This window comes from Pseudomonas sp. V88_4 (assembly GCF_029967985.1).
Classification (GTDB): Bacteria; Pseudomonadota; Gammaproteobacteria; order Pseudomonadales; family Pseudomonadaceae; genus Aquipseudomonas; species Aquipseudomonas glycinae.
Genome location: NZ_JASCAF010000040.1, coordinates 81,730 through 96,033 on the forward strand (window position 1 = coordinate 81,730; position 14,304 = coordinate 96,033).

The 14,304-nt window shown below is 58.4% G+C and carries 14 protein-coding genes; 11 read left to right on the forward strand and 3 right to left on the reverse strand.

The genetic code is table 11. The features are described from left to right. Nucleotides 1-167: 167 nt before the first annotated feature. A complete protein-coding gene (ftsB, locus tag QLG12_RS15460) occupies nucleotides 168-446 on the forward strand; it encodes a cell division protein FtsB (protein ID WP_003222158.1) in 279 nt (92 codons plus the stop codon). Continuing rightward, entirely contained in the window at nucleotides 443-1,150 is a 708-nt protein-coding gene (gene ispD / locus QLG12_RS15465) for a 2-C-methyl-D-erythritol 4-phosphate cytidylyltransferase (protein WP_197868742.1), read from the forward strand. Before ftsB ends, ispD begins: the two co-directional genes overlap by 4 nt. On the opposite strand, the gene QLG12_RS15470 is transcribed toward ispD, so the two are convergent. Then, nucleotides 1,147-2,043: a LysR substrate-binding domain-containing protein gene (locus QLG12_RS15470; RefSeq protein ID WP_197868741.1), complete on the reverse strand. Its 897-nt coding sequence runs from the start codon at nucleotides 2,041-2,043 to the stop codon at nucleotides 1,147-1,149. The two genes, ispD and QLG12_RS15470, sit on opposite strands and share 4 nt — an antisense overlap. A 116-nt stretch (nucleotides 2,044-2,159) precedes the next feature. On the opposite strand from QLG12_RS15470, the gene QLG12_RS15475 reads away from it, so the two are divergent. The 8 genes from QLG12_RS15475 (at nucleotide 2,160) to rpoS (ending at nucleotide 9,366) form a co-directional block, all read left to right on the forward strand. Then, on the forward strand, nucleotides 2,160-3,272 hold the full coding sequence (locus tag QLG12_RS15475) for an S-(hydroxymethyl)glutathione dehydrogenase/class III alcohol dehydrogenase (protein ID WP_064379022.1): 1,113 nt from the start codon (nucleotides 2,160-2,162) through the stop codon (nucleotides 3,270-3,272). Between the two features lie 55 nt (nucleotides 3,273-3,327). After that, nucleotides 3,328-4,173 carry an S-formylglutathione hydrolase gene (gene fghA, locus QLG12_RS15480; RefSeq protein ID WP_282474830.1) on the forward strand — a complete coding sequence of 282 codons (846 nt, stop codon included), beginning with the start codon at nucleotides 3,328-3,330 and terminating at the stop codon, nucleotides 4,171-4,173. 43 nt (nucleotides 4,174-4,216) lie between these two features. Beyond that, nucleotides 4,217-4,690 (forward strand): 2-C-methyl-D-erythritol 2,4-cyclodiphosphate synthase, encoded by a 474-nt coding sequence (ispF, locus tag QLG12_RS15485; RefSeq protein ID WP_007954821.1) that lies wholly within the window; start codon nucleotides 4,217-4,219, stop codon nucleotides 4,688-4,690. Further along, entirely contained in the window at nucleotides 4,687-5,745 is a 1,059-nt protein-coding gene (gene truD, locus QLG12_RS15490) for a tRNA pseudouridine(13) synthase TruD (protein ID WP_282474831.1), read from the forward strand. The genes ispF and truD overlap by 4 nt, the downstream gene beginning before the upstream one ends. Beyond that, nucleotides 5,733-6,482: a 5'/3'-nucleotidase SurE gene (gene surE / locus QLG12_RS15495; protein ID WP_064379025.1), complete on the forward strand. Its 750-nt coding sequence runs from the start codon at nucleotides 5,733-5,735 to the stop codon at nucleotides 6,480-6,482. Before truD ends, surE begins: the two co-directional genes overlap by 13 nt. Nucleotides 6,483-6,523: 41 nt before the next feature. Beyond that, a complete protein-coding gene (locus tag QLG12_RS15500) occupies nucleotides 6,524-7,159 on the forward strand; it encodes a protein-L-isoaspartate(D-aspartate) O-methyltransferase (protein WP_170844894.1) in 636 nt (211 codons plus the stop codon). Between the two features lie 211 nt (nucleotides 7,160-7,370). Beyond that, nucleotides 7,371-8,252, forward strand: a complete 882-nt coding sequence (locus QLG12_RS15505; RefSeq protein ID WP_197868737.1) for a peptidoglycan DD-metalloendopeptidase family protein — start codon at nucleotides 7,371-7,373, stop codon at nucleotides 8,250-8,252. Nucleotides 8,253-8,358: 106 nt separating this feature from the next. Then, nucleotides 8,359-9,366, forward strand: coding sequence for an RNA polymerase sigma factor RpoS (rpoS, locus tag QLG12_RS15510; RefSeq protein ID WP_007954831.1), 1,008 nt, complete (start codon nucleotides 8,359-8,361; stop codon nucleotides 9,364-9,366). A gap of 487 nt (nucleotides 9,367-9,853) precedes the next feature. On the opposite strand, the gene fdxA is transcribed toward rpoS, so the two are convergent. Both fdxA and mutS read right to left on the reverse strand, forming a co-directional pair. Further along, complete coding sequence (gene fdxA / locus QLG12_RS15515; protein WP_007908827.1) at nucleotides 9,854-10,177, reverse strand: ferredoxin FdxA; 324 nt, start codon at nucleotides 10,175-10,177, stop codon at nucleotides 9,854-9,856. A 163-nt stretch (nucleotides 10,178-10,340) separates the two neighbouring features. Next, entirely contained in the window at nucleotides 10,341-12,911 is a 2,571-nt protein-coding gene (mutS, locus tag QLG12_RS15520) for a DNA mismatch repair protein MutS (protein WP_282474832.1), read from the reverse strand. 289 nt (nucleotides 12,912-13,200) lie between these two features. Here mutS and QLG12_RS15525 point away from each other — a divergent pair, with 289 nt between their 5' ends. Then, complete coding sequence (locus QLG12_RS15525; RefSeq protein ID WP_282474833.1) at nucleotides 13,201-14,304, forward strand: hypothetical protein; 1,104 nt, start codon at nucleotides 13,201-13,203, stop codon at nucleotides 14,302-14,304.

Here is a 14,304-nt window from a genome sequence, read left to right on the forward strand (position 1 = left end):
TAAATGGTAAAAAGACACCGGATTGTGTCGGAAAAGTCGTGACAGCGATGGATTTGCCACTAATCTGATGCCTTATATGCACAAGCCTGGATATTCCAGGCTTCGTGCTATCAGATGCTGCAAAGTTTTGGCGTGGCTGTCTTTTTTCACTGGATACCTGATATTCGATGCGCAGTCCTTACTGGTTGTTTCTCGTCTTGCTCTTGCTGCTGGCCGGTCTGCAGTACCGCCTGTGGGTGGGCAATGGCAGTCTGGCGCAAGTCGCCGAACTGAATCAGCAGATTGCTGATCAGCACGCCGAGAACGAAGCCTTGCTGGAGCGCAACCGGGTGATGGACGCTGAGGTCAGCGAGTTGAAGAAAGGCATGGAGACCGTTGAAGAGCGGGCTCGTCACGAACTGGGCATGGTCAAGGACGGCGAAACCCTTTACCAGTTGGCCCAATGATCGATTCCCTGCCGGCCTTCTGGGCCGTGATTCCTGCCGCGGGCGTCGGTGCCCGAATGGCCGCGGACCGTCCCAAGCAATACCTGCAACTGGGCGGGCGCACAATTCTTGAGCACAGCCTCGGTTGTTTCCTCGATCACCCAAGCCTCAAGGGCCTGGTGGTCAGTCTTGCCGTCGATGATCCTTATTGGCCGAACCTGGCCAGCGCCAGTGATCCGCGAATTCAGCGGGTCGACGGTGGCGCCGAACGCTCCGGCTCGGTGCTCAACGCCTTGCTGCATCTGCATGCGCAAGGTGCCGACGATGAAGACTGGGTGCTGGTGCACGATGCGGCGCGGCCGAACCTGAGCCGTGACGATCTCGACAAATTGCTCGCTGAGCTGGCGAACGATCCGGTCGGTGGTTTGCTGGCTGTGCCGGCGAAGGACACGCTCAAGCGGGTCGACAAGCACGGTCGGGTGGTGGAAACCGTCGATCGCAGCGTGATTTGGCAGGCGTACACGCCGCAGATGTTCCGCCTCGGTGCCTTGCACCGCGCACTGGCGGACAGTCTGGTGGCAGATGCCGTGATCACCGATGAAGCTTCGGCGATGGAGTGGGCCGGGTTGGCACCGCGCCTGATCGAAGGCCGCGCGGATAATCTGAAAGTCACCCGCCCGGAAGACCTCGAATGGTTGCGTCAGCGCTGGGCCCATCGACGTTAAGTCCGATATTCCGGCCGTTCGGCCAAACCTTCCTTGAGAAAATCCACCAGTTTGCGCACCTTGGGCGACAAGTGCCGCTGCTGCGGATACAGCGCCCACACCGCCGTATTCGGCGGTTGATGCGCCTCCAGCAAAGAAATCAACGCACCGCTGTGCAGATGCTCCAGCACGTAATAGTCCGGCAACTGACACAGTCCGACGCCTTGTAGCGCCGCATCCAGCACCGCTTGCCCACTGTTGCAGCGCCAGTTTCCCTGCACCCGCTGGGAAAATTCCCGCCCGTTTTGTTCAAGCTGCCAGATGTCCGAGCTGCCGATCAGGCAATTGTGCCGTCCCAGTTCCGACAAGCTGTGTGGGCGTCCGTACCTTTTCAGGTACGAAGGCGACGCACACAGATACATGCGTCGCGGCGCCAGGCGTGTCGCCACCAGCCGGGAATCCTGAAGACGACCGAGGCGGATCGCCAGGTCCAGGCCTTCATGCACCAGATCGAGTTGGCGGTTGGTCAGCTCGATATCGATGCGCAGCTGCGGGTAATGCCCCATGAACCGGGTCACCAGCGGCACGATGAAGCGTTCGCCGTACGCCACGGCGCAGGTCATGCGCAGCATGCCTTTGGGCTCGCTGGTCAGATCGCCGACCGCGCGCAATGCTTCTTCGCGACCGTCCTGCAGACGCTGACAATGTTGCAGAAAGGTCTGGCCGGCCTCGGTCAGGGTCACGCGCCGGGTACTGCGATACAGCAAACGCGTCTGCAGACGCTCTTCCAACCGTACGATTTGTCGACTGATGTGTGAGGAAGAAACGCCCAGGCGCTCGGCAGCCGCGGTGAACTGGCTGCATTCGGCAACGGCGACGAATTCGTCGATGCCTTCCCAGCGGTTTTCGGACATCGGGATTATCCCTGTATGGCAATAATGTTTTGCTTTTGTCCGGATTATTCATCAAGCAGCGCTGGACTACACTGCCCGTCTGGTTTTTTATTCAATGGATTCACTGGAGAGTCAGCATGATCAAGTCGCGCGCCGCCGTTGCCTTCGAGGCCAAGAAGCCGCTGGAAATCGTAGAAGTCGATGTCGCCATGCCCAAGGCCGGTGAAGTATTGCTGCGCGTGGTGGCTTCCGGGGTTTGCCACACTGACGCCTACACCCTGTCCGGTGCCGACCCGGAAGGTATCTTCCCGTCGATCCTCGGCCACGAAGGCGGCGCCATCGTCGAAGCGATCGGCGAAGGCGTGACCTCGGTGGCCGTCGGCGACCACGTGATTCCGCTGTACACCCCGGAATGCGGTCAGTGCAAATTCTGCAAGTCGGGCAAGACCAACCTGTGTCAGGCGATTCGAGCCACCCAGGGCAAGGGCCTGATGCCGGACGGCACTTCGCGCTTCTCCTACAAGGGCCAAACGATTTTCCACTACATGGGTACCTCGACGTTTTCCGAGTACACCGTGCTGCCGGAAATCTCCGTGGCCAGGATCTCCAAGGATGCGCCGCTGGAAAAGGTCTGCCTGCTCGGTTGCGGCGTGACCACCGGTATCGGTGCAGTGATCAACACCGCCAAGGTGAAACCAGGTGACACCGTGGCGATTTTCGGTCTCGGCGGCATCGGTCTGTCGGCCGTGATCGGCGCGGTGAAGGCCAAGGCCTCACGGATCATCGCCATCGACATCAACCCGGCCAAGTTCGAAATCGCCAAGCAACTGGGTGCCACCGACTGCGTGAACCCGAAAGACTTCGATCGTCCGATCCAGGAAGTGATCGTCGACATGACCGACGGCGGCGTTGATTTCTCCTTCGAATGCATCGGCAACGTGCAATTGATGCGCGCAGCGCTCGAGTGCTGCCATAAAGGCTGGGGCGAGTCGGTGATCATCGGCGTGGCCGGTGCCGGCCAGGAAATCGCTACCCGTCCATTCCAGCTGGTGACCGGTCGCGTCTGGCGCGGTTCCGCATTCGGCGGCGTGCGCGGTCGTACCGAGCTGCCAAGCTATGTCGACATGGCGCAAAGCGGCGAAATCCCGCTGGATACTTTCATCACTCACACCATGGGCCTGGAAGACATCAACAAGGCCTTCGACCTGATGCACGAAGGCAAGAGCATCCGTACCGTCATTCATTTCTGATCAATTCCGATGCCATGGCCGCCACCGCGCGGCCGTGGTTGCGTAGGAGTCCTACATGAGTCTGGAAAACATCTCCTGTCAGAAAAGTTTCGGCGGTTGGCACAAGCGCTATCGCCATCGTTCCGAAGTGCTGGGTTGCGACATGGTGTTCGCCGTGTACCTGCCGCCGCAGGCAGAGCAGGGCGGCAAGTTGCCGGTGCTGTACTGGCTGTCGGGTCTGACCTGCACGGACGAGAACTTCATGCAGAAGGCCGGCGCGATGCGCATGGCGGCTGAATTGGGGTTGATTATCGTGGCCCCGGACACCAGCCCTCGCGGCCCGGATGTACCGGGAGATCCCGACGGGGCTTGGGATTTCGGCCTCGGTGCCGGGTTTTATCTGAATGCCACGCAGGAACCGTGGTCGCGGCACTATCGGATGCATGACTACGTCGTGCAGGAATTGCCTTCACTGGTCGAAGCGCATTTCCCTGCCTCGGACAAGCGCAGCATCAGCGGCCACTCCATGGGCGGTCACGGTGCGCTGGTCTGTGCGTTGCGCAATCCGGGGCGTTATCAGTCGGTGTCGGCGTTTTCGCCGATCAACAATCCAATGGATTGTCCGTGGGGCCAGAAAGCGTTCTCCCGCTATCTGGGCGAAGACCGTTCGAAGTGGCGCGAGTGGGATGCCTGTGCGCTGATCGCCGAGGCGGACGAAAAGCTGCCATTGCTGGTCGATCAGGGTGACCGCGACGATTTCCTCGCCACCCAGCTCAAACCGGAAGCCCTGCAACAAGCGGCAAGACAGGCGGGGCATCCGCTGACGTTGCGCCTGCAAACGGGCTACGACCACAGCTATTTCTTCATCGCGAGCTTCATTGACGACCACTTGCAGCATCACGCACGCGCTCTGAAGGGTTAATGCAGGTAGAATCACGCCCTGACAAAATTCGGGGCGTTTTTTTATGCGTATTGGCCACGGCTATGATGTGCACCGTTTCGCTGAAGGCGATTTCATTACTCTGGGCGGCGTGCGAATCGCACACGGCTTCGGGCTGCTCGCTCACTCCGACGGTGACGTCCTGCTGCACGCCTTGAGCGATGCCTTGCTCGGCGCGGCGGCGCTGGGTGATATCGGCAAGCACTTCCCGGACACCGACCCGCAATTCAAGGGGGCCGACAGCCGTGTCCTGCTGCGACATGTGGTCAGTCTGATCCATGCCAAAGGCTGGAAGGTCGGCAACGTCGACAACACCATCGTGGCCCAGGCACCCAAAATGGCCCCCCATATCGAGTCGATGCGCGCGCTGATTGCCGCGGATCTGCAAGTAGAACTGGATCAAGTGAACGTGAAAGCCACCACCACCGAGAAGCTTGGCTTCGTCGGTCGCGAAGAAGGCATCGCCGTGCATTCCGTTGCCTTGTTGCTGCGCGCATGAACGAACTGCAACTGCTCGGCCCGCGGGCCTATGGCGACGCCCTCGGCACTGCGGTACTGAAAGCCATCGCCGAAGATTTTCAGGTCGATGAAGTGCTCGACATTCCGTTCAGCGGAGACGGCGAGCACTTGTGGATCTGGGTGGAAAAGCGCGGGCTGAACACCGAAGAAGCGGCTCGACGCATCGCCAAGGCCGCCGGTGTACCGTTGCGTACGGTGAGCTATGCCGGTCTGAAGGATCGTCAGGCGCTGACCCGTCAGTGGTTCAGCGTGCAATTGCCGGGCAAGGCCGATCCGGATCTGTCGGCGGCGGAAAACGACACGCTGAAAGTCCTCAAGACCACCCGCCACAAGCGCAAGCTGCAACGCGGTGCGCATTCGGCCAACGGTTTCACGTTGCGCCTGACCCAGTTCAATGGCGACAAGGCCGCCATCGACGAGCGTCTGCAACTGATCGCCAAACAGGGCATCCCGAATTACTTCGGCGCCCAGCGTTTCGGCCATGACGGTGGCAACGTTGTCGATGCCCGCTCCTGGGCCGCGCGCAAGGCACTGCCGGAGCAGCGCAATGTGCGCTCGCGCCTGCTGTCGACCGCGCGCAGTTTTCTGTTCAATCGGGTGCTCGCAGCACGGGTCGCCGATGGCACGTGGCAGCGCGCCCAGGTCGGCGATCTGCTGGCCTTCACCGACAGCCGCAGCTTTTTCCCGGCCGGTGAGGCCGAGTGCAGCGACCCGCGCCTGGCGATTCTCGACCTTCACCCGACCGGCCCGCAGTGGGGCGAAGGTGACTCGCCGGCAGCCGGGGTTGTCCATGATCTGGAGCAGGGGATTGCCGCACGCGAGGCGGATCTGCGCGATTGGTTGATTAATGCCGGTATGAGCCACGAACGTCGCATCCTGCGGCTGCCCATTGGCGGGTTGACGTGGCATTATCCCGAGCCTGACATTCTGCAACTGGAATTCGTCCTCCCGGCCGGATGCTTCGCCACCGTATTGGTGCGCGAACTCGTTGATCTGGTGCCGGTGGGGCAGACGGACAGCCCATGCGTATTCTGATTTCTAACGACGATGGGGTGACTGCGCCCGGTCTTGCCGCGCTTTATGCTGCGCTGGCGGATTACACCGAGTGCGTGGTTATCGCCCCGGAACAGGACAAGAGCGGTGCCAGCAGTTCGCTGACACTCGACCGTCCGCTGCACCCGCAATACCTGGCCAACGGCTTTATCAGCCTCAATGGCACACCGACCGACTGCGTCCATCTGGGGCTCAACGGTTTGCTTGAACGCGAGCCGGACATGGTGGTGTCGGGGATCAACCTTGGTGCGAACCTGGGGGATGACGTGCTGTATTCCGGGACGGTGGCAGCCGCCCTCGAGGGACGCTTTCTCGAGCGCCCGTCGTTTGCCTTCTCGCTGGTGTCGCGGCAGGTCGATAACCTGCCCACGGCCGCCTACTTTGCGCGCAAACTGGTCGAGGCCCATGCCGGGCTCGATCTGCCACCGCGCACGGTGTTGAACGTGAACATTCCGAATCTGCCGATCGATCACATTCGCGGCATTCAATTGACCCGTCTTGGCCATCGCGCCCGTGCGGCGGCACCGATGAAAGTCGTGGACCCGCGCGGCAAGGCCGGTTACTGGATCGCTGCGGCAGGGAACGCGGAAGACGGCGGACCGGGCACCGATTTCCATGCAGTGATGCAAGGTTACGTATCCATCACTCCGTTGCAGCTCGATCGCACCTTCAATGATGCCTTCAGAAGTCTGGACGGCTGGCTGGAGGGGCTCAACTGATGGCTCGTGAACAAGACGACAGGCTGCGCAGCGGCATCGGGATGACCTCCCAGCGAACTCGTGAACGCCTGATCCAGCGTCTGTACGAAGAGGGCGTTTCCAACGCCAGTGTGCTGGAAGTGATCCGCCGCACTCCGCGGCACCTGTTCGTCGATGAAGCGCTGGCGCACCGTGCCTATGAAGACACCGCGCTGCCGATCGGCAACAACCAGACCATTTCCCAGCCTTACATGGTGGCGCGCATGAGCGAGCTGCTGCTGGAGGCCGGGCCGCTGGATAAGGTGCTGGAGATCGGCACGGGTTCCGGTTACCAGACGGCGGTGCTGTCGCAACTGGTCGAGCGGGTGTTCTCGGTGGAGCGCATCAAGGTGCTGCAGGATCGGGCCAAGGAGCGTCTGGTCGAACTCAATCTGCGCAACGTGGTGTTTCGCTGGGGCGATGGCTGGGAGGGCTGGCCGGCGCTGGCGCCGTACAACGGCATTATCGTCACGGCGGTTGCCACTGATGTGCCTCAGGCTCTGCTTGATCAACTGGCACCGGGCGGGCGGATGGTGATCCCGGTCGGCTCAGGCGAAGTGCAGCAATTGATGCTGATCGTGCGTGAAGAAAACGGCTTTTCCAGACACGTTCTGGGAGCCGTGCGTTTCGTGCCGTTGCTCAACGGGCCGCTCGCCTGAGCATTTGTTCGAGGCCGCTGAATTCCTGTCGAGCGCGCCTGTCTTACAGCGGCAGCGAGTGTTTAAACAGGATGGATCGTCTACAAGCAAACGTGTGCGCCGAGCGATAGCGCTTCTATAAAGGTAAAGCCGGTTGTGCCCGTTATACTTGCGAAGTTTCATGCCGGAATCGGCATTTCACATTTTTCAGCCACCACAAAGGGAGCGGCGGGTGAGTCTCACAGTCATTGCGCAGCGTATGGGTAACACAAGCTTTCAGCGCCTGGTGACTGGCCTTGTCTTGAGCACCTTGCTGGTCGGTTGCTCCAGCACAAAATCGAGCAACGTTCGGGTCGTCGATCGCAACAATACGGTGGCCCAGCGTCCGGTCGTCACGACCGGGCAGTATGTAGTCCGTCCGGGCGATACCTTGTTTTCCATCGCTTTTCGCTACGGCTGGGACTACAAAGCCCTCGCCGCCCGGAACAATATTCCTACGCCATACACGATACATCCGGGTCAGACGATTCGCTTTGACGGACGCACCGGTTCAACGTCGACTGCGGTCGTCAGCAATGCCGGTTCTTCAGCGTCTTCGTCCAGCAAAACCACGGTTATCCGGCGCCAGGCAAATGGCACGACGACCACCACAACCACGGGTTCCGGCGCGGCTTCGACGACGGTTGTACCGTCCGTCGCCAACAAGCCCGCACCCGCTCCACTGCCACCACCGGGCCCGGCCCCGACCGGCTGGGGATGGCCATCTAATGGCATTCTCATTGGAAAATTCTCTTCAAACGGTAGTTTGAATAAAGGAATTGATATCGCCGGAGATTTGGGACAGCCTGTTTTAGCTGCGTCTGATGGGACGGTGGTATACGCCGGGAGTGGCTTAAGGGGCTACGGCGAATTGGTCATCATCAAACACAGCGAAACCTACGTCAGTGCTTACGGACACAACCGTCGGCTGTTGGTACGGGAGGGGCAGCAGGTCAAGGTCGGACAGACAATTGCCGAAATGGGGTCAACGGGTACAGACCGGGTGAAACTGCATTTTGAGATTCGCCGACAAGGTAAACCTGTAGATCCGCTGCAGTTCCTGCCAAGACGTTGATTTGCAGACCAGCCTGTTCCGTCACGTAGAGGGGACAGGCTCCAGCGTTGCCAAGGATAAAGGCGTCGCTTGAGCTTGGGGTCGAACTCACCAAAGGACTATAACAATGGCTCTCAGTAAAGAAGTGCCGGAGTTTGACATCGACGATGAGGTTCTCCTGATGGAGACCGGCATCGATTCGGATTCGATGTCGAATGATGAAGGGGCTGCTCCACCTTCCGTTCGTGCCAAATCCAAACACTCCGCTTCACTTAAACAACATAAGTACATCGATTACACTCGGGCACTCGATGCCACGCAGCTGTACCTCAACGAAATCGGCTTTTCCCCTCTGCTCTCCCCGGAAGAAGAAGTTCATTTTGCGCGCTTGTCGCAAAGTGGCGACCCGGCCGGGCGCAAGCGCATGATCGAAAGTAACCTGCGGCTGGTCGTCAAGATCGCCCGGCGTTACGTCAATCGGGGGCTGTCGCTGCTGGATCTGATCGAAGAGGGCAACCTCGGACTGATCCGAGCGGTGGAAAAGTTCGATCCCGAGCGCGGCTTCCGCTTCTCGACCTACGCAACCTGGTGGATCCGTCAGACCATCGAACGCGCGATCATGAATCAGACCCGGACCATCCGGCTGCCGATTCATGTGGTCAAGGAGCTCAACGTGTACCTGCGGGCTGCACGGGAGCTGACGCAAAAGCTCGACCACGAACCTTCACCCGAAGAAATCGCCAACCTGCTGGAAAAACCGGTGGGTGAGGTCAAGCGCATGCTGGGCCTGAACGAGCGGGTTTCTTCGGTCGACGTCTCACTGGGTCCGGATTCGGATAAAACCCTGCTGGACACACTGACGGATGACCGTCCGACCGATCCGTGTGAACTGCTGCAGGATGACGATCTGTCGCAGAGCATCGATCAATGGCTCTCGGAACTGACCGACAAGCAACGCGAGGTGGTCGTGCGCCGCTTTGGCCTGCGCGGTCACGAGAGCAGCACGCTGGAAGATGTAGGCCTGGAGATCGGCCTGACCCGGGAACGGGTCAGACAGATTCAGGTGGAAGGCCTTAAGCGCCTTCGGGAAATCCTCGAGAAAAACGGCCTGTCGAGCGAGTCGCTGTTTCAATAAGCCGCCCGCCTGATCGCCATGCAGAAAGCCCCGACTGGTTCGGGGCTTTTTGTTTGTGTACTGAAAGCGGCAGGTATTCCCACCTTGTAGGTTCGCGCTGTAAGCCTTTGCTGACTGTATCGTAAGTGTTCGTTATTTTTACACTGCTGCCGAAGGCGATTGCCCTCATCATCTACGGGTAACGCATTGATTTATATGGTTATTTTTTAATGTTAAGGGCTAGTGACAACAGGTTCATGCGCTGAGGGCCGGTTGCCCCCTGCGGGGAACTCGCTAGTATCTGGGTTGTGTCGACGGATAGACACGCCCTTCAAGGAAGAGGGGAATGGACATCGCAGGAAGCGATTCATCAGGACGATGAAAAGGAATACAGGGAATAGGGAAAAAATGTGGGCGGGTCAAACCGCCCCTTTTTTTGCCTGAAATAAAGCAAAACCCGGAAAAGCAAAAAGGCCCGCGAGGGCCTTTTCTTCAAACGCGCGACAGATCAGCGTTCGAGGTCTTTGATCTTGCCTTTGACGCCATCCCACTCTTCGGCATCCGGCAGCGATTCTTTCTTCTCGGTGATGTTCGGCCAGATTTCGGCCAATTCAACGTTCAGTTGAATGAACTCCTGCATCTCTTCCGGAACTTCGTCCTCGGAGAAAATGGCCACGGCCGGGCATTCCGGTTCGCACAGGGCGCAGTCGATGCACTCATCCGGGTGAATCACCAGGAAGTTCGGGCCTTCGTAAAAGCAGTCCACCGGACAGACTTCTACGCAGTCGGTGTACTTGCACTTGATGCAGTTGTCGGTGACGACGAAGGTCATTTCTAATTTTCTCCTCAGGCGGCGGCAGCGTTGCCCCTTCACGGTTGGGGTCGCCAGGTTCGGGAGCGATGTCTGCCGGCCAGGCTATTAGCCAGCAGCATCCCGAACCGCGCGAGATTCTAACAGCTTGAAGCCGTTTGCGTTATATCCGGTTCGTCGGTGCTTAGATCCGGTTCTTAAGTGCATATAACATTTCGAGCGCACGACGCGGTGTCACGTCATCCAGATCCAGTTTGGCCAACTCATCCAGCACCGGATGCGGAAGGCTGGCAAACATGTCGCTCTGTTGCGGCGCTGCCGGTTTGCCTTTGGCCGCCGCTTTCGGCGCCTCATGTGGCAGCGCGGTATCTTCCAGGCGCTTCAAGTGTTCACGAGCACGCACGATCACTTCACTTGGCACACCGGCCAGCTGCGCAACCGCAAGGCCATAACTCTGGCTCGCCGGCCCCGGCAACACATGGTGCAGGAATACGATGCGCTCATTGTGTTCGGTGGCATTGAGGTGCACGTTGGCCACCAGCGGTTCGGCTTCCGGCAACACGGTCAATTCGAAATAGTGCGTCGCAAACAGAGTATAGGCGCGCAACTGCGCCAGACGCTCCGCCGCCGCCCACGCCAGGGACAGACCATCAAAGGTGCTGGTGCCGCGCCCGACTTCGTCCATCAGCACCAGGCTTCGCTCGGTAGCGTTATGCAGAATGTTCGCGGTTTCGCTCATTTCCACCATGAAGGTCGAGCGCCCGCCGGCGAGGTCGTCGCTGGAACCGATCCGGGTGAAGATCCGATCCACCAACGACAGTTCGCAACTGGCTGCCGGCACGAAGCTGCCGATGTGCGCCAGCAGCACAATCAATGCAGTCTGGCGCATATAGGTGGATTTACCGCCCATGTTCGGGCCGGTGATCACCAGCATGCGAGTGTTGTCGTCCAGGCTCAGGTCGTTGGCCACGAACGGCGTGGTCAGCACTTGCTCGACCACCGGATGACGGCCCTGGGAGATGCGCATGCACGGTTCGCTGACGAACGTCGGGCAATTCAGGTCGAGATTCAGCGCGCGTTCGGCGAGGTTGCTCAGCACGTCCAGTTCGGCCAGGGCACCTGCGGTGTCTTGCAGCGGCGGCAACTGGCTGATCAGATCCTCCAGCAACGCCTCGTAGAGCATTTTCTCGCGAGCCAGGGCGCGGCTCTTGGCCGATAGCGCCTTGTCCTCGAACTCTTTCAGTTCCGGGGTGATGAAGCGCTCGGCGCCCTTTAGGGTTTGACGACGGATGTAATCTGCCGGCGCCGACTCGGCCTGCTTGCTAGGCAGCTCGATGAAGTAGCCATGAATGCGGTTATAGCCGACTTTCAGGTTGGCGAGGCCGGTACGGGCCTTCTCCCGGGCTTCCAGATCGATCAGGAACTGGCCGGCGTTCTCGCTCAGCGATTGCAGCTCGTCGAGTTCGCTGTCGTAACCGGTTTTCAGCACGCCGCCGTCGCGGATCACCGCCGGCGGGTTGTCGATGATGGCTTTTTCCAGCAGCGCCGCCAGTTCCGGATAAGTGCTGGTGGTGGCCGCCAGGCGTTGCAGGTGCGGCGCTTCCAGGTCGGCCATTGCCACTTGCAGTTCAGGCAACGCGCCGAGTGCATCGCGCAAACGGGCGAGGTCGCGAGGGCGGGCATTGCGCAGGCCGATCCGCGCCAGAATCCGCTCGATGTCGCCGATTTCCTTGAGCTGCGGTTGCAGGTTTTCAAAGCGATAGCGGTCGAGCAGGCAAGTGATCGAGGTCTGGCGAGCGAGCAGCACGGTCAAGTCGCGCAGCGGACGGTTGAGCCAACGGGTCAGCAGGCGGCTGCCCATGGCGGTCTGGCAACGGTCGACAACCGATTGCAGGGTGTTGTCGCGTCCACCGGCCAGGTTGGTATCAAGTTCCAGGTTGCGGCGGCTGGCGCCATCGAGCACCACCGTGTCGTCCAGCCGTTCATGGCGCAGGCTGCGCAGGTGGGGCAGGGCGGTGCGCTGGGTTTCCTTGGCGTACGCCAGCAGGCAACCGGCGGCGCCGATGGCCAGGGTCAGAGTTTCGCAGCCAAAACCTTTGAGGTCCTGGGTGGAGAATTGCTGGCAGAGACTTTTCAGCGCCGAGTCGCGTTCGAAATCCCACGGTGCACGACGACGTACGCCACGGCGTTTTTCCGCCGGCAGATCCTTCGGCCAGTCATCCGGGATCAGCAACTCGACCGGGTTGACCCGCTCCAGTTCCGCCAGCAGGTTTTCCCAGCCCTTGATCTCCAGCACGGTGAAGTTGCCGCTGGTGATGTCCAGCACGGCCAGGCCGAACAGACGCTCATCGCCCAGCACCGCCGCGATCAGGTTATCGCGACGCTCATCGAGCAGCGCCTCATCGCTGACCGTACCCGGGGTGATGATCCGCACCACCTGACGCTCCACCGGGCCCTTGCTGGTGGCCGGGTCGCCAACCTGCTCGCAGATCACCACCGACTCGCCGAGCTTGACCAACTTCGCCAGATAACCTTCCGCCGCGTGATACGGAATCCCGCACATCGGAATCGCCTGACCCGCCGACTGCCCGCGCGCGGTCAGGGTGATGTCCAGCAACTTGGCCGCCTTCTTCGCGTCTTCGTAGAAGATCTCGTAGAAGTCGCCCATGCGGTAGAACATCAGCTGGTCCGGGTGCTGATTCTTCAGGCGCCAGTACTGCTGCATCATCGGAGTGTGGCTTGAAAGGTCTGTCATACGCGGGGTTCAGCTCTACCTGTCTATTTGACAATTCAAATTGTCTAATACTACAGAGATTTTAAGACTATTTCCTTATTAGGATTGGCTCTCTATTGGGCTGGGCGAGGTGGCTTTCCGTCTAGCAACTCTCTAAATCTGTCTTTTTTGACTCTAGCCTGCCCGTTGGCGAACGGTAGGGGTAAGCTAGAACCTGCTATCAATAAGGCTGTATTGACCTAGATCTTGAGTGATGCTATTAGCAAGCAAAAATTGCCATGATGGCTGCTACTGCGAGGGAGAGTAGGCGTTGAAAAAGTTAGGTATAGATAAAGATAGGTCTCGCCATCGTGCTGGGATCGCTAGGTGGATGAATGAGCAGGCGCGTAAGTTTCGCGTATATGGAAATGTCAGTAATTCTCAGGGCAGTCGCGGTCATAGTAAAGATCGTCGAATCAAGATATATGCGCCTCCCATAATATCTATCTATGATTTTAATGCCGAACGCTCGGATGCATTCAAGCGCACCATGCGTTTTCTTACTGATATAAAAAAGGATTTCAAAAATAAAAATTGCTTTGTTGATTTTAGTGAGACGGTGACAGTTACGGCGGCTGCGATTATTGTTGTTTATGCGGCGATTGAGCAGGCTGGTATTGGTCGAAAAGGTAAAGCTGAAATAATTTGGTCTAAGTCGGAAAGGGTTAATAGGCAATTAAGGCTTAGTAATTTATCTAGGTTGATTAGAGGTCATAAAATATCTTACGCACTCGATAGTGTGAGTCACATGCCTATCGTCTCAAGCGTGGGCGGCGAGATGAGCGATAATGTCGTTGATTTTATACAGAATCGAATCTACACGGATATGAGTGCAAAGGTTGAGCATAAATATGGTGATGCAGTTTCTGAAACAATAAATAATGTTGGATCGCATGCGTATCCTCAAAGCAACGATGAAGAAAAGAAATGGTGGTTAATTTGCCATACGATGGGTAAGAAGCTTTACTTGGCTATATATGATACCGGCGTTGGGATCCCAAAGACCGTTGTGGAAAGACGGTGGTTTATGGAGGCGTTTAAGTTTACATACCCGCAGGCGTTTCAAGAGATGATGGCCGAAAACCCAGGGAAGGAAACTCATCTCCTTACAAGGCTAATACCCGCGCGTATCAGTGATCATGAGCTGATCGGAATGTCCATGAAAGGGGACGTTTCAGGTACAAAAAAAGAAAAGCGTGGTCAAGGAAGCAAGAGTATTCTAGCATTGGTTGAGGAGACGTCTGGAGGGCTTTTGTGGGTGTTTAGTAATAATGGTGTGTATAGATTTGATCAGGTAATTAAAAAGCCTGAAATATACTCGTTGCCTATGTCGTTTCCTGGAACGCTGGTTCAGTGGAATATTGAGTTGCCATAA

Excerpts from the sequence above, each read along its gene's own strand:
- ftsB (WP_003222158.1), top strand. The coding sequence starts at position 168 with ATGCGCAGTCCTTACTGGTTGTTTCTCGTCTTGCTCTTGCTGCTGGCC.
- ispD (WP_197868742.1), top strand. The coding sequence starts at position 443 with ATGATCGATTCCCTGCCGGCCTTCTGGGCCGTGATTCCTGCCGCGGGC.
- QLG12_RS15470 (WP_197868741.1), bottom strand. The coding sequence starts at position 2,043 with ATGTCCGAAAACCGCTGGGAAGGCATCGACGAATTCGTCGCCGTTGCC.
- QLG12_RS15475 (WP_064379022.1), top strand. The coding sequence starts at position 2,160 with ATGATCAAGTCGCGCGCCGCCGTTGCCTTCGAGGCCAAGAAGCCGCTG.
- fghA (WP_282474830.1), top strand. The coding sequence starts at position 3,328 with ATGAGTCTGGAAAACATCTCCTGTCAGAAAAGTTTCGGCGGTTGGCAC.
- ispF (WP_007954821.1), top strand. The coding sequence starts at position 4,217 with ATGCGTATTGGCCACGGCTATGATGTGCACCGTTTCGCTGAAGGCGAT.
- truD (WP_282474831.1), top strand. The coding sequence starts at position 4,687 with ATGAACGAACTGCAACTGCTCGGCCCGCGGGCCTATGGCGACGCCCTC.
- surE (WP_064379025.1), top strand. The coding sequence starts at position 5,733 with ATGCGTATTCTGATTTCTAACGACGATGGGGTGACTGCGCCCGGTCTT.
- QLG12_RS15500 (WP_170844894.1), top strand. The coding sequence starts at position 6,524 with ATGACCTCCCAGCGAACTCGTGAACGCCTGATCCAGCGTCTGTACGAA.
- rpoS (WP_007954831.1), top strand. The coding sequence starts at position 8,359 with ATGGCTCTCAGTAAAGAAGTGCCGGAGTTTGACATCGACGATGAGGTT.
- fdxA (WP_007908827.1), bottom strand. The coding sequence starts at position 10,177 with ATGACCTTCGTCGTCACCGACAACTGCATCAAGTGCAAGTACACCGAC.
- mutS (WP_282474832.1), bottom strand. The coding sequence starts at position 12,911 with ATGACAGACCTTTCAAGCCACACTCCGATGATGCAGCAGTACTGGCGC.